Genomic DNA, 14968 nt, shown 5'->3' with positions numbered 1-14968 from the left:
ACCGGAAATTGATTAAATTCAAGAAACCTATCTCTATTAAGAGACAGGCTTCTTGAATTTCTGTGATCCCGCTGGGACTCGAACCCAGGGCCCATACATTAAAAGTGTATTGCTCTACCAACTGAGCTACGGAATCAATCACCCCTCGTTTGTAACGGGAGTGCAAAGATAGGAATTATTTTATTCTCACCAAATTTATTTCATTCATTTCTAATGATTTATCTCGATTGAATTAATTGTATGCTTGAAGAGCCGCCACAATGAAGGCTTCCAACACATAAAACGTCCCTATCTCCCGTTGAGCTTCGCGTCTAGCATCTTCATATAATAACCTCCCACTACACTACGTGCCTGAAATCCTACTTGCTTGCCATCTGTTGTTTCATGCCAGTCGCCAAGTGGAACGCGTGTAGGCGTCTCCGTGGCATAACGCCATATAGGCTGCACCAGCGCCTCGAACTCCTCGCGGCTACCACTCAGCACCGCCGTCCAAAGTATCCAGTCGGATTTCGTATAGGTACGCCGACTATCCAACGGTAATCCATAACGCTGCTGATGCCCCAGATACCAGGCCGTCTCCTGCCGATACACGCTTTCCGGAAATAGATGAAAACCCAACACACGGTCCCACACCATGTTGTACTTCTGACTCCAGCTGCCTGGCTGACCAAACGCCAATACGCTATGATCCCCATCTGCGGCGAGCTGCACCCAGCGTGTAGCCATCACCGTGGCACTGTCCGAGTACCGTGTAGCCGTAGCCGTATCACCCAGCATACCCGCCAGCATCGCATAAGACTTGATACCAGCTATTGCCTTCAGCGAAAGGTTCGCATTACGCGCCAGATGCCCCGCAAAATCATCGGTACACAGCTGATTCGCCGGATCAAACCCCGACTCCAACAAGTAATCAGCCCAGGTGGTCAGCGTTTTCCAATGCTGCTTCGCATAGCCGGCATCACCTTCTACCTTTGCTATAGCCGCCGCCAGGATAAGCATATTGCCCGTCTCCTCCACCGGCATATCCTCATCATATACCTGCCCGGCCACAATAGGATAAGTACCCAAATCATGCGCTGCAAAAGGCTTTGTAAACTGCCCACTCTCCGAATAATAGAAGATACCATTCATCATACCCTTCAACAACGAAGGATTATATATCAAATACAATGGCGCCGAAGGATAAGTGATATCCACCGTATTGATACAGCCATTGCTGAAATTCTCCTTGGATAAAAACAACAACTCTCCCTTTGGCCCACGCACCAAAGCATGCGCCGCTATGCTCTGCCTGTACGCCAGCTCGCAAAGTCGCGCATACTCCTCTCCTCCTGCTTTCTTCGCATCGGCTCGCAGCTGTGCATCGAAGTTATCACAGCGCTGCATGATAGCGCTGTAGTCATTCATGGCAGCTGTCAAGGCCTGATCCATAGTCACTGCGCCATTCTCCCGCCACCAGGCCTCCAGCGGCTGATGGAAATACTCCACCGCCTTGATATCATCATACCCTATCAAGAATACCTGGGATACCGGCTTCGCTCCTACATCGCCCAGTGGCGCTGTAAACGATAATAACGTATTCGCTGCTGCAGGCGCCTTCTCCTTGCCGGCTCCTGGTAATGCCGTTACTTCGTATTTCAAGCCAGGCGAGCTTTTCGCTGCAACATACATATAGCCCCAATCTATACGTAAATCATCTCCTTTCTTCTGTAATACCGGCTGGGCAACAGTTCCGGCCTTCAAGACGGATAGTCCTCCGGTATTATAACGTGTAGTCGTTACCGTGGCCGACTTATCTTCTAAACACAAATCTTTGGAAGCAGCGAAGCTAACGCTTACCTGGTGCGACTTCCCATCCTTTGCAATTACCTCGTAAGTGATATAGGTCACCGGCCTCGACATCAACGCTAAACTATCCATCAACAATGGGGATCTGAATTTTAATTTTACAGCTACCCCACCACAACTGAAATCATAAGCAGTTTGGGTAGCACTGATATGCACACCACGTTGCTCCGCAACACGGGCATCAGCCTGACTATTCTTTTGCTGCACAGACAAACCAGCCGCTAAATAAGCGCCACCAGCGGTATTACTGACATGAATAGCCAGCAGATTACCTTTGCGCTTCAGCAGTCCCTTGTCGAGGTGTATAGGAAAATAAGCGAAACGTCCATTCCAGCCGTTACGGCTGAAAATTTCTTTTCCATTAACCGCCACCGTAATATTATCATCATGATGCAACTTCAGATACAACGGCCCTTCCGGCAGCTGGTTCAAATCGAAACTGCGACGAACATACAGCTCCTTACTATTCCATAAGGTTTCCTGGTCAGACGGATGATCAGAGAAAGGCATCCTGCCTTTTGTCCAGGTGGCATCATTGGTAGCAGGACTCGCCCAGTCGCCATCAGGCACACTGGTAGTATACCTTACATCGCCTTCGGCAGATAAAATATCCTGGTAATAATCCGGCATCTTACCCAATACCCTATACGAAATGCCATCAACGGTAACACTGCCCACAAGCGGCTGTGTCATACCTGTCCAATGATGTGTGGCATCGGCCGTAAGTGTATCATTAAAAGACCATACACTGAAATATGGATGGTGCGTGACCAGCGGATATGCCGGCGCCTGCCGCTGGGCTTTCATCACTAACGAACACAGCAAACAGCAGCAGATATGGATGAATGACTTCATAACGGGAACGTATACATGTTAAAGATTTCAGAAAACTAGATAATTATTTCTGACATTAATAACCGTTTATCCAAAAAGAATCTAATTTGTGGGAACCGGAATAAAAAGCCATTGATGAAACCACAACTACCACTACTCATATTATCACTTCCCATCTTCGCTGCATGTCAGCGCCAACAAACGACTGTCGCCCATCAGCAATGGTACGAACATACTAAAAACACCATCCTCGAACAGGCCGCAACACCGCCGGATAGCATCACTTATTCCTTCAATGAAGACAGTACCCACAAAGTAGTGATGCTATATCATGATAAACATCTGCTCGCCACCAGAGGATTCGATCATGATATCCTGCGCTATGAAATTTTCTTCAGTAAAGATGGAAATTTCGAATTTCGAAGAGAACGCTGCGAAAATGGTAATCCAGCCTTTGAAGGCCTCTTCTACAAAAATGAAGGATATGGACTCACCACCTGGTTCGCCGAAAAAAGACTGAAAGAGCAAGGCGTCCGTTTCAAAAGTCAGCGGGTAGGCATCTGGAAACTCTGGACCAAAGAAAACAAAGAAGCAGAAGAAAAAGATTATGGGGGAGATGCTGCCATTGAATCCTTCCCGGCTATCAAAAAGATATAAAAAAACGCAGACCCTGCGTATCGCCTTGGAGGCCCTGAGAAGCCTTTTCAGTACAATACCGGATCTGCGCGTATCTTGAATATTATTGTTAAATACCGACGACGGAGCGCAAAAATACATAATTACCCCAAATTCTCATATACAAATTTCCCAAAATAAGAGGAAACCCCTATAAACAATTCGTTGCTACCAATGGTTAATACCGGTAAAATGCGCTAACCAAAACCGAAAGTATGCAACAGCAGGAAACTCCCGAAAAATTCGTACCACGAGGGGCAATCGCTTTCTTCGCCCTATTGATCGCTCTCGGACTCATTATCTGGTTCGGTATCTATTTCCTTATGTTATCCAGAATCTAAAAACGCTGGCTCATGATAGATATTTTTGAGAAAAGAATCATCATCACTGCCCTCATCGTCATGGGGCTGTTCATCTTCTCCCTCTTCTACGCGCTCGGTGCTAAAAAGGCGGACGTTACGGAATGTCTGCCCTACGATAAAACCTACGAAACAGCCCGGGTGGAGCAGCTGGACAAATCTACCTACCAAATATTCTATGTAGCCAGGATGTGGACTTTTGAGCCAGCAGTGGCCTATATCCCTGTAGGTAGTGATGTAGACCTCTTCGTGACCTCCCATGATGTAGTCCACGGCTTCGACATCTACAATAAAAACGTCAACCTCATGGCAGTACCTGGTGGCGTCAGCAAAACCACGATCCACTTCGATCAGCCAGGCGTCTATAAGGTGGTATGCCACGAATATTGCGGCACCGGCCACCAAAACATGCAGGCAGAAATCATCGTCAACTATCCGAAAAAAAAGTAAACTATGCAAGTAAGCAGGTTTTTGAAAAATATCATTCTCATTGAGTTATTTGTACCTATTCTCCTGCTGACCATCGGTATTTACCATGGCCTGATGCAGGTTATTTACCGCGCCGGGGTTATTCATCAGTCTTCCGTAGCCAAACTGGATTACTACCAGGGCCTCACGCTGCATGGTGTTATCAATGCCATCGTGCTGACCACTTTCTTTGCAGTGGCCTTCGGACACGCTACCATCGCCTATTATCTGAAACGGGAGCCCAGCAAAATGGCAACAGCGCTTTCCATGTGGCTGATGATCATCGGCACCCTACTGGCTGCATGGGCTATGCTGTCGGGCAAAGCCTCTGTACTATACACCTTCTACCCTCCGCTGAAAGCACATCCTGCGTTTTATATCGGCACCGCCATGCTCATCGTAGGCTCCTGGGTGGCATTCTTCGACTGGTCTGTTATTTATGTGAGATGGAAACGCGAAAATAAAACCATCAATACACCTCTGGCCGTGATCGGCACGCTGGTCAATTTCACCATCTGGTTCGTATGTACGTTGGCGGTAGCCTATGAAGTGCTGATATTACTGGTGCCATGGAGTCTTGGCTGGACCACTGGCGTTAATGTACCGCTGGCCCGCACACTGTTCTGGTTCTTCGGCCATGCCCTTGTGTATTTCTGGCTACTACCCTCCTATATTATGTTTTACACGATGCTGCCCAAACTGGCTGGCGGTAAGCTATATTCCGGCACAGCAGGCAGGATCGCATTCTTCATCTTCCTCCTGCTATCTATTCCCATCGGCGTACACCACCAATTTGGAGATCCATCCATTGGCCGCGGTATCAAATTGACACAGTCGCTGCTAACCTTTGGCGTGGCTTTGCCCAGCTTCATCACCGCCTTTACCATAGCGGCTTCCTTGGAATATGCAGCCAGACTTCGAGGCGCCAAAGGGATCTATAACTGGATATGGAAACTGCCTTTTTTCCGCAAAGACGTATTCCTCTTCGGTTACCTGATCAATGGCCTCATACTCTTTATCTTCGGGGGGTTAACGGGATTGGTCAATGCATCTTACTCACTCAACAATGTCGTTCATAATACGTCTTTCATACCCGGACATTTCCACCTAACCGTTGCAGGACCAGTATTCCTGGCGATTCTGGGCATGTCTATCTTTCTATGTTCTCAGCTCACAGGAAAAAAGATCTTCCTGCCGGTGATCAATACAATCATTCCTTATCTCTGGACGGTGGGTGTGCTGATTTTCTCTACAGGACTGATGTGGGGAGGGCTCATGGGCGAACCTCGGCGCACCAATATGGGCCTCACCTACCTGAATCCTGCCAGCGACCAGTTCCATCCTTATTGGGTAATTTCCAGTATGCTTGGCTTGGCAGGTGGAGGTATCATGTTTGTGGCCGGGTTCCTGTATTTCATTGTTTTCTTTGGCACCTTCTTCAGCAAACGCAGCATGGAACCGGTTATCGCCTTCCCGGATAGTGAATCGCTGCACGAAGAAAAGCGTATACCTGTCCTGGATACCTTCCGCCCATGGCTGTTGTTAATGGGGCTGATCATCTTCCTGGCCTATCTTCCCGCAATCAGCGATGCGCTGAACAACACCGGTAAGAAAGCGCCTCCTTATCTCCCTACTAATCCAACCCCTGTGGTTCAAAAACAATAAGCATGGATATCAGGCGTTCACATATCGTCAGTTCCTGGAAGTTCTTTCTGGCAGTGCTTATAGCTGTGCCTTTGCTGACATATGGCATTGTGCATGTATTAGAGCATAAATTCGGGCGTCTGCCCGTTTATGCTGGTACCACTATCGTAAATAGTGAGGCCAAAGAGCTGGTTTCCTTGCCAGACTTCAGTTTCCAGGATCAGGATGGACAAACCATTACAAATGCTATTATGAAAGATAAAATTGTGGTGGCCAATTTTTTCTTCACGAGCTGCCCGAAAGTTTGTCCGCAGATGATGGAACAATTACAACGAGTACAAAATGCTACCGGTGATTCTGTGATTATAATGTCTTTTACTGTAGACCCCAAGCGCGATACCCCTCAACGCCTGCATGCCTATAGCCTGCAATATGATGTCTTAAAACCTAGATGGAAATTATTAACGGGAGATAAAAAATCGCTGTACCTCTTTGCCCGTAAGGGTTTATACATTACCGCCACCGATGGCGACGGAGGAGAAACAGACTTTATTCATAGCGACAGACTGGTGCTGCTGGATAACCTGCAACGTATCCGTGGGTTCTATAGCGGCACTTCCGTGAAAGAAGTGGATCAGTTGTTATCTGACATAAAAAAATTACAACATGAACTGTAAGCGTATAATCGTTACTGTTATATTGGGATGTATTTCAGCAGCAGTATTTGCAGCGGATCCCAAAGATGGTAAAATGCTGTTTCAGGCGAGATGTGCTTCCTGTCATAATGTTAACCAGAAGCTCACTGGCCCTGCCCTTGCAGGCGTGGAAGAGCGACATCCTGAGGCCTGGATACTCAGCTTTGTAAAGGGTTCGCAGGCGATGGTGAAGTCTGGCGATAAAGCCGCCCTGGAAGTCTTTAATCAGAATGCGCAAGTGGTAATGCCAGACCATCCCGACTTGAACGATGATCAGATACGCAATATACTAGCATATGTAAAAGAAGAGGCAAGCAATGCACCTAAAGACGAAGCGCCATTTTCAAGGCCAGGCGAAAAGCAGCCTAATCTGATGCCGCTTACGATCTACAATTTTCCTTTTATGATTGCGTATGTGATGTTGATAGCGGTGATGATTATTCTGTTGATTTTCTTAGTGAACATCAAGAGTTATGAAAAGCATATAAAAGATGATAAATAAGTAAGTCGAAATCCTATAAGCAAAAGCGCCCCTGCAACTCAATGCAGGGGCGCTTTTACGTAAAAAACGAGTTATAGCTGTTATGAATTAGTGCTTGTACCAAGCATCAGGAACAGGCAGGATTTTGCCTCCATTCAGGCTGTATTCCAGCTTGAGGGTAAATCCGCCGCCACCTTCAACGAAGGACACCAGCACCGGGTGTAAACCTTTTTGTAAAGCCGCCTGGCCGCTTTTCTGCATAGGTGCGTGCCAGCCGTCATTATTCACTACTTCATTATCGCCGATGTAGAGGATACCGCCGTCGTCGACAGTCAGGAAGAAGCTGTAGATACCGGTTTCGGGTACATCGATGTAACCATGCAGCTTAGCGCCGAACGGCTTACCGCCCTGGCCCAGTTCCACTGGCACCAGCATATTTGGCGTGATGAGGGTACTGTCTTTTTCTTTGCTGATTTTAGCTGCGCTTTTATAAGTGCCTTTGAAGTAGTCCAGTTGTAAACCATTCTGTAACCCGTTTGCAGTAACAGGCTGCAGGTAGTTCTGCTGGCGATATTTCAGTGTGTAGATATCTCCCCTGTTGCCAAAACGTGAGAAAGCCGCCAGTTTGATCGTTTCCGGATGTGTGATTTCCAGGCTGCCATCGAGTTCTGTGGAATTATCATTCGGGATGCTGCCATCCGTGGTATATTTAACGGTGATGCCTTTCAGTTTAGGTTTGATGACTTCCAGTTTACCTTTATCTACGAAGACATTATCCTCTGTAAAGCCTTCCAAGTCTGGCATTCTGTAATGAACGCCCATATCATCGAGGATGGTATAATGGGTGTTCAGTCTTTGCAGGTAGTTCTCATATCGCTGTTGATGTGTCCATAAAACCTCTGCCAGTGCGGTCATGCGGGGCATCACCATATAGTCGGCGCGTTTTTCAGAGGCGATCCATTCTGTCCATAAGTTAGCCTGTGCACCGATGATGAATTTCGCTTCTTCAGCCGTGAGGACTTTAGGAACTGGTTCGAAATGATATACGTTGGAGATAGAGTTTCTGTCTGGCGTAGCATCAAAATACAGCGGATTACCTGGTGTCATGATGACTTTATTGCCATGTTTGGCCGCTTCTACCGGGGCTTTAGGCACCCAGGAGCGCCAGTACATGAGTACCGCGGTAGGACTAATACCACCTTCAAGGATTTCGTCCCAGCCGATCAGCTTTTTGCCTTTGGAGTTAAAGAATTTCTCCATACGTTTTACAAAATAGCTTTGCAGCTCTTCTACGTTTTTGAGGTTGTTGGCCTTCATGACTTCTGCGCAGGCAGGTGCGTTTGCCCAGCTGGTCTTTTCTACTTCATCCGCACCGAGGTGGATGTATTGAGAAGGGAACAGTGCAGCGATTTCGGTGAAAATATCTTCCGCGAATTTGAAGGTGCTTTCGTTGCAAGGGCATATTGGCGTAGAGAAAGTTTTACCCCAGCCATTTTCTGTGCTACAGCTCAGGAATGGGTAGGATTTGATGGCCGCCATCATATGGCCTGGCATATCTATTTCCGGTATGATTTCTACATGTCGCGCAGCAGCGTAGGCGATGATATCGCGCATTTGCGCCTGTGTGTAGAAGCCGCCGTACAGGGTTTTACCATCACGATGGATGATATGTTCCGTGTCGAGCGCCATATCAGGATTGTCTTTCGACTTCTCTATACAAACAGAGTCCTGGTTATTAAACTCTCTCCAGGCGCCTTGTTGCGTGAGGAGTGGATATTTTTTGATTTCTATTCTCCAGCCCTGGTCATCAGAGAGATGCAGGTGAAGCTTATTCATTTTGTAGAATGCAAGACGATCGATGTATTTCTTCACATAGTTAATGGAGAAGAAATGTCGGGCTACGTCCAGGTGCATACCACGCCATGCGTAGGCTGGGTGGTCTTTGATGTGAGCAGCAGGCAGGAAAAAGGCGCGTTGTTCGCGGGCATCCATTGGGAGGAGTTGACGGAGCGACTCGATACCGCGGAAGATACCAGTGCCGGTGCGGGCGGCGAGGGTAACACGTTCCGGGGTGATATCGAGGATGTAGTCCTCTTCACCAGCGATGGATTTGTCCTGTACCAATACGATGGTACCATTGCCTGCTTTAGCGGCTACTGGCAAAGGTTTGCCGGTATACTGAAAAAAGATGGCTTGCAGTTGTTTGAGTTCATTGGCGAAGATAGCCGGACTAACAACATGCGTGTTTTTGTTAATATAAAAATTTCCCGGACCTACGGTGATCTCCTGTGGGTAAGGGATCAGTGGGTATCGTGCGGGATCGGCATCCTGTGCGGAAGCATGTAAAGCGCACAGCATGGCAGCAGCAACAACAACCTTAAATGGTTTGATCATAGTTTGAGAAGTTAGCATGTTTCCAAACAGGCAAATTAAGCCAAAAAAGGCAGAGAAAAGTGGTGTGATATTGCTTAATCCTGCATCTATCTTGACTTTAGGATTAGATTTCCGGAATTGTTAAAAATCAGGTTTCTTTGCAGCATCATGTCAGTATATATTACATCATTAAATTCCGGTAGTAATGGGAATTGCTATTATGTGGGCAATGACAAGGAGGCGGTATTGATAGATGCCGGTATTTCCTGTCGTGAAACAGAACGCCGTATGAAGCGTCTGGGGCTGGACATGAGCCGTGTGAAAGCTATTTTTGTTTCCCATGAGCATACTGACCATATCAGGGGTATTGCTGTATTATCGAAGAAGCATAAGTTGCCGGTATATATTACGGCAAATACAATGTCGCATGGAGGTGTGGTGATAGAAGAATCGCTGGTACGTCGTTTTAATGCAGACGAACCTGTTATGATTGGCAATTTAGAGGTTACTGCTTTCCAGAAATTTCATGATGCGATAGAGCCACATAGTTTTGTGGTGAGTTGCAGAGATATAAAAATCGGCGTATTTACAGATATTGGCGCACCTTGTGAGCGGCTCGTGCATCATTTCAAACAATGCCATGCTGCGTTTTTGGAGGCCAACTATGATGAGGTGATGCTGGAGCAGGGCCGTTACCCCTATTTCCTGAAAAACAGGATCCGTGGCGGTCATGGGCACCTTAGCAACACGCAGGCGCTGACGCTTTTCCGCGAGCATCGCCCGGCGCATATGACGCACCTCTTGCTGTCGCATCTTTCCAAGGACAACAATAATCCGGAGCTGGTGCAGCAGTTGTTTGAGCAGGAAGGCACGGCTACTAAAATCATTGTGGCTAGTCGTTATGAGGAGACGAGTGTGTTCGAAGTTCCTGTCAAAAGCGTGTATGCGTTGACGTTAGATTTTTAAAAAATCGAAAAAAAATTTGGGAGAAATATATTTTTTTATACCTTTGCGCTCCCTTCAAGGGAATGATTCCGTAGCTCAGTTGGTAGAGCAATACACTTTTAATGTATGGGCCCTGGGTTCGAGTCCCAGCGGGATCACAACAAGAATATCACAGCTTATTAAAGCCGCTTAAATCACAGGATTTAAGCGGCTTTTCTGTTTTTAGTACATCATGTCAAACAAATCTGAAAGGAAACTGTAACTAATTCTAAATAAGTGTTTTCTTTTTTCTGGAAAGGGTCTATCAGCAAAGAATAATACTTGATCTTAAATAACTGAAAATACCTTACTCATTCATTAATTCTCTTTCCATTTCTTCAATTGTGGGAAGTTGAGTTTTAAGGTCATCAGGGATTATTTCTGATAACTCAAAAGAACTAATACCTATGGGTTTATTTAAATCGCGAAGAGCATAATGTCCTGCGGTCATAAAAGGAGTAAACCAGGCATAGGGTTTACTTCCCTTTATCCTAACTATAACCTAATTGAAAGTCTAAGCCAGTTCTCGTTGATGTATAACCACCATATCCCCATTTGCACTATACAAAATAATTGAAATAGCATCGAAGCCGTTACGCTGCATGAAAGGAATATCTACTTCTCTCCCATCAATTAACCGGATAAAACCATTATCCTGAACAAAACCCTCTGCTTCATCCTCATAATCGACATTATTATAAGTACTTACAACTACTTCAAATACCTCATTCCCTGCTGCATCTCTGTACAGGTTATCCGCATTTCGTTGGGGCATTTTGCTGAGATCCCATTCATTGTTGAACAGGTTATCATAGCCGTGGATAGCATAATCAAACAACAGTATTTTTTCATCGGTGATCGCATCAACTGCATATATTAGCTCAGGGGCCTCATTCGTTTCCGCAATAAGACCATTGAAGTTATTGCCATAGTTGCGACGATGCATTTCCTGGTGGGTCGCTTGCTGCTTAACTTCCCAGGTGAACAGTTCACCGTAATACTTTATCCTGAACTTTCTGCCACCAGTACTGGATTGTAATTGCCCGCGCCACTCCACCTCATGCATTTTTTCGAAATAAGCTGGATTGCCTTCAATTGCATACGAGGAATATAGATCTGGTGCCAATCGCTTGTTGAAGTTCATGCTGGAATAATTATTTTTTATGCCCAATGATACAAAGAATTGGCGAAAAGTGACTTATCACAAAAGCATAAACGTAGTTAGCAATATTACTTCCTGAAAACAAAAAAGCCCTACGCTATTGGGTAGGGCTTCATTGTTATTAGCATTACTACTTTTCCCATTCTGCAGCCTCATCTGCTACCGCCACCGCTTCTATTTCTATCAGCGCATCAGGAGAAAAAAGGGAAGATACTTCCAGTATGGTATCCGCGGGATAAGGGGCCTTGAAGTATTTACCTCTTAACGCCACGATCTTATCAAAGTTGGACATACTCTTCAACATGATAGTTACTTTCACCACATTCTTCAGGCTGGAACCACCGGCTGTCAATACTTTTTCCAGGTTCTCAAAAGCTTTGGCGGCTTGCTTGTCAAAATCACCGATACCGATTAATTGACCATCATCATTGATAGCTGTTTGTCCGGAGATGAATAAAAGATTTCCTACACGATAGCCTTGAGCCAGGCGGAAAGGTTGATATGGATCTGGAGTGATTTTTATTTGTGAGATTTTCATTTTATTATTTTTTAAATGGTTTGATTGTGCAGAAACATGTAAGCTGTATAAACTTATTAGAATTAAAAAAAGTCCTTTCATGAATGAATTAATTGATTGGATTGAATAATAGTATTGGTATGTTTGATGGTAGCTTCCGGCCATAGCATATCAGGATGAAAAGCGATGGGTGGCGTGCCATTCAATGTGTGTAATGGCCAGGCGCAATCGGCCAGCGCGGCTTTCCCTATTGACAGCAGATCTCCATGAAACTCTTCGATCACCCTGGCTGCTCTGGTGAGTTGGTGCATTCCGCCGTTAGCAATAATCACCTTACCAGTTATCTGCCTGGCCAAAGCAGCGAAAGAAGTACCATTACTGTAAAAGCTGTCTCGCTCCCACTCTCCACTCTGAACAGCGATGTGAACAAAATCGGGGGCTGCGTTCTTCACTTCTTCCAAAATTTCAACAGCCATGGCTGCTCCATCTTTCCAGCGATATTTGAGGTCATTGACTTTTCCTTCTGATAATCTTATCCCTACCAGGAAATGCGCCGGAGACACCGATCTGATTGCGTCGATAATTTCAGCGATGACACGAAACCGGTTGTTGGTGCTGCCACCATACTGATCATTACGGGTGTTTAGTTCAGGGGTTAGAAATTGATCGAGGAGATAACCGTTGGCAGCATGTAATTCTATACCATCAAACCCAGCCCGGATGGCTAATTGGGCAGCATCCACAAATCCTTTTTTTGCGATGGTAATATCCTCCAGGCTCATGGCCTGCGGAAATGGATAAGCACCAGTACCTCCATATTGTGCCATTTTATTACCCACTGGTTGAATGGCAGAAGGAGCAAGCGTTTGCTGATTGTATTGGGAAAGTGCACCTGCATGCATTAATTGTGCGATGATAAGGGCACCATTTGCTTTCGTCTGTTTTACTACCGGCTGCCAGGAGGCTGCGTGGTCGGCGGTGGTGAGTCCGGGTTGATGTGCATAACCTTTACTCGCTGTCTCATCTGTATAGTTCCCTTCAGTGATGATCATACTGAAACCACCTGCTGCGAAAGCACTGTAATAGGCCGCCATCTCATCGGTTGCCAATCCTCCGGTGGTGGCGCTTACGCGCGACATAGGCGCTACCGTGAGCCTGTTTTTCAGTGAATGTTCCTTCCACTGAAATGATTTGAATATGGGATGATTTATTGTGTTCATTAGCATGTTTGTTATGAACACAAAAGTATTTCACGCGCCACTATTGCACGTATAACTATTATAATAAATAGAATTAAACTAATTTAATTTTTCAGTTCCTTTTTCCTGATCTGGCTTAAGAAAACTGGGGTAATACCCAGAAAGGAAGCGATATATTTCAGGGGCATACGCTGATCTATGGAAGGATATTTCTTTAACAACTGCGCATATCGCGCTGCGCCTGTGCTGGTGATATTGCTAAGGATACGCTCATCTTGCGAGGCACATGCATTTTCGTTAAGTATACGCCAGAAACGTTCGAGCGCCGGTATTTCCCTTAAAAGCTCTTCTCTGGCGTGTTTTTCAAGCTGTAATACGGTGACAGGTTCCATGGCAATAATATTACGGCTAGCCGGCTCCTGTCTGATAAAGCTCTGGAGGTCAGAGATCCACCAGTCTTCCAATGCAAAATGCAATGTATGCTCATCCCCTTTGTCATCTACATAAAAAGAACGCAGTAATCCTTTACAGACGAAGTTTTCATGTCTACAGATATCGCCTTGTTGCAGCAGGTATTGCCTGGGCAATAATTGCCGCATTACTAAAGCATCACAGAAACGTTGTTTTTCTTCTTCTGTTAAAATGACCCTGGCGCTGATATGAGCAATGATCATATCATAGTAGTTGGAAGATAATGACATATACTATTAAAAATCCGCTCAAAGATAATAATAACGGCAATGGGCATATGAATTATTATTGTACAATACTATCGGGCCCGCAAATTGTCTATCTATTATATCTGTTTTTTATCGGATATGAAATATGAAGTCTCTTTTATCGCGCCACAAAGCGCAAACTTTGCATTTTATGCTATAAACGCCAAAAGGACGACCATAGCCGTCCTTGTACCACCGCCTGTCAACGATTACAGGCAACGGATTGTGCCACCATCCACGCGGATGACAGCACCGCTGATATAATCCGCATAACGGCTACACAGGTAGGTTACCGCCCCTGCAATTTCATCAGGTTCTCCAAACCTGCCGGTATCGTTTGGAACCAGCTCCTGTACTGCTTTGTATTTTATTTCTTCAGGATCTGTTCCCCAGTTGAATTTTGGCGCGGCCTGTTGTAGCCACTCTTCTACCATCGGATTGATGATAGCACCGGGAGATACTACATTGGAGGTAATACCGGTTTCTTTTAATTGCCGGGCCAGTGATACAGACATATTATGACGCGCAGCAAGCGTAGCATTATAATGTGGTTGTTCCTTAATGGGCTGTATGCCCAGGCCCCCGCCAATGTGGATCACTCTCCCCCAGCCTTGTAGCTTCATCTGCGGCACAATGCGTTGCACCATCCTTACATAAGCCACTACATTGGTATTGTAAATATCCAGCCAGTCTTCTGCTGTGGCCTGGCCCCATGATTTGTGGGAGGTAGCGCCGGCATTATTTACCAGAATGTCGATAGGACCGGCTTGAAGTGCAGCAGCGGCTACTACGTCTGCACCTTCATTAGTGATTAGATCGCCGATGGCTATATCCGCGGCTCCACCGGCCCGCACGATGCTGGCGGCTACCTGGGTAGCTCGTTCAATGTTACGGCCATGAATAATAACAGTTGCGCCTTCGCTGGCGAGCATTTTGGCAATGGCTTCGCCCAGACCGGAACTAGAACCGGTTACCAGGGCTCTTTTGCCCTTTAATTGTGTATCCATTAT

General features: G+C 46.0%; 14 protein-coding genes and 2 tRNA genes. 8 read left to right on the top strand and 8 right to left on the bottom strand.

The window, feature by feature from the left end; genetic code table 11:
• Positions 1-63 precede the first annotated feature (63 nt).
• Positions 64-136, bottom strand: a tRNA-Lys gene (locus tag ACE38W_RS16490).
• Between the two features lie 152 nt (positions 137-288).
• Positions 289-2703 (bottom strand): glutaminase domain-containing protein, encoded by a 2415-nt coding sequence (locus ACE38W_RS16485; RefSeq protein WP_375832349.1) that lies wholly within the window; start codon positions 2701-2703, stop codon positions 289-291.
• Between the two features lie 114 nt (positions 2704-2817).
• Between ACE38W_RS16485 and ACE38W_RS16480 the strand changes: the two genes are divergently transcribed.
• The 6 genes from ACE38W_RS16480 to ACE38W_RS16455 all read left to right on the top strand — a co-directional run bounded on the left by ACE38W_RS16480 (position 2818) and on the right by ACE38W_RS16455 (position 7025).
• Entirely contained in the window at positions 2818-3339 is a 522-nt protein-coding gene (locus ACE38W_RS16480) for a hypothetical protein (RefSeq protein ID WP_375832348.1), read from the top strand.
• 233 nt (positions 3340-3572) lie between these two features.
• On the top strand, positions 3573-3698 hold the full coding sequence (locus ACE38W_RS16475; protein WP_375832347.1) for a cytochrome c oxidase subunit 2A: 126 nt from the start codon (positions 3573-3575) through the stop codon (positions 3696-3698).
• A 12-nt stretch (positions 3699-3710) separates the two neighbouring features.
• The gene (locus ACE38W_RS16470) at positions 3711-4166 is read left to right on the top strand and encodes a hypothetical protein (RefSeq protein ID WP_375832346.1); all 456 of its coding nucleotides are present in this window, start codon (positions 3711-3713) and stop codon (positions 4164-4166) included.
• A gap of 3 nt (positions 4167-4169) precedes the next feature.
• Positions 4170-5849 (top strand): cbb3-type cytochrome c oxidase subunit I, encoded by a 1680-nt coding sequence (locus tag ACE38W_RS16465; protein ID WP_375832345.1) that lies wholly within the window; start codon positions 4170-4172, stop codon positions 5847-5849.
• Positions 5850-5851: 2 nt separating this feature from the next.
• Positions 5852-6505, top strand: a complete 654-nt coding sequence (locus tag ACE38W_RS16460) for an SCO family protein (protein ID WP_375832344.1) — start codon at positions 5852-5854, stop codon at positions 6503-6505.
• A complete protein-coding gene (locus ACE38W_RS16455) occupies positions 6495-7025 on the top strand; it encodes a c-type cytochrome (protein WP_375832343.1) in 531 nt (176 codons plus the stop codon). Before ACE38W_RS16460 ends, ACE38W_RS16455 begins: the two co-directional genes overlap by 11 nt.
• Before the next feature lie 87 nt (positions 7026-7112).
• Here the strand turns inward: ACE38W_RS16455 and ACE38W_RS16450 are convergent, their stop codons facing one another.
• Entirely contained in the window at positions 7113-9398 is a 2286-nt protein-coding gene (locus ACE38W_RS16450) for a family 20 glycosylhydrolase (protein ID WP_375832342.1), read from the bottom strand.
• 147 nt (positions 9399-9545) lie between these two features.
• Here ACE38W_RS16450 and ACE38W_RS16445 point away from each other — a divergent pair, with 147 nt between their 5' ends.
• Together ACE38W_RS16445 and ACE38W_RS16440 are read left to right on the top strand one after the other, a co-directional pair.
• A complete protein-coding gene (locus ACE38W_RS16445) occupies positions 9546-10343 on the top strand; it encodes an MBL fold metallo-hydrolase (RefSeq protein ID WP_375832341.1) in 798 nt (265 codons plus the stop codon).
• A 64-nt stretch (positions 10344-10407) separates the two neighbouring features.
• Positions 10408-10480, top strand: a tRNA-Lys gene (locus ACE38W_RS16440).
• Between the two features lie 395 nt (positions 10481-10875).
• On the opposite strand, the gene ACE38W_RS16435 is transcribed toward ACE38W_RS16440, so the two are convergent.
• From ACE38W_RS16435 to ACE38W_RS16415, 5 genes are all read right to left on the bottom strand, one after another.
• Positions 10876-11505, bottom strand: coding sequence for a hypothetical protein (locus ACE38W_RS16435; RefSeq protein ID WP_375832340.1), 630 nt, complete (start codon positions 11503-11505; stop codon positions 10876-10878).
• A 148-nt stretch (positions 11506-11653) separates the two neighbouring features.
• Entirely contained in the window at positions 11654-12061 is a 408-nt protein-coding gene (locus ACE38W_RS16430; RefSeq protein WP_375832339.1) for a RidA family protein, read from the bottom strand.
• A 77-nt stretch (positions 12062-12138) separates the two neighbouring features.
• Positions 12139-13260, bottom strand: a complete 1122-nt coding sequence (locus ACE38W_RS16425) for an NADH:flavin oxidoreductase (protein ID WP_375832338.1) — start codon at positions 13258-13260, stop codon at positions 12139-12141.
• Positions 13261-13343: 83 nt separating this feature from the next.
• Complete coding sequence (locus ACE38W_RS16420; RefSeq protein WP_375832337.1) at positions 13344-13940, bottom strand: Crp/Fnr family transcriptional regulator; 597 nt, start codon at positions 13938-13940, stop codon at positions 13344-13346.
• Between the two features lie 227 nt (positions 13941-14167).
• A complete protein-coding gene (locus tag ACE38W_RS16415; protein WP_375832336.1) occupies positions 14168-14965 on the bottom strand; it encodes an SDR family NAD(P)-dependent oxidoreductase in 798 nt (265 codons plus the stop codon).
• Positions 14966-14968: the final 3 nt, after the last annotated feature.

Origin of the sequence: Chitinophaga sp. Hz27 (assembly GCF_042263525.1) — a bacterium.
Taxonomy (GTDB): domain Bacteria; phylum Bacteroidota; class Bacteroidia; order Chitinophagales; family Chitinophagaceae; genus Chitinophaga.
This window is presented reverse-complemented; position numbering and strand designations above follow the sequence as displayed.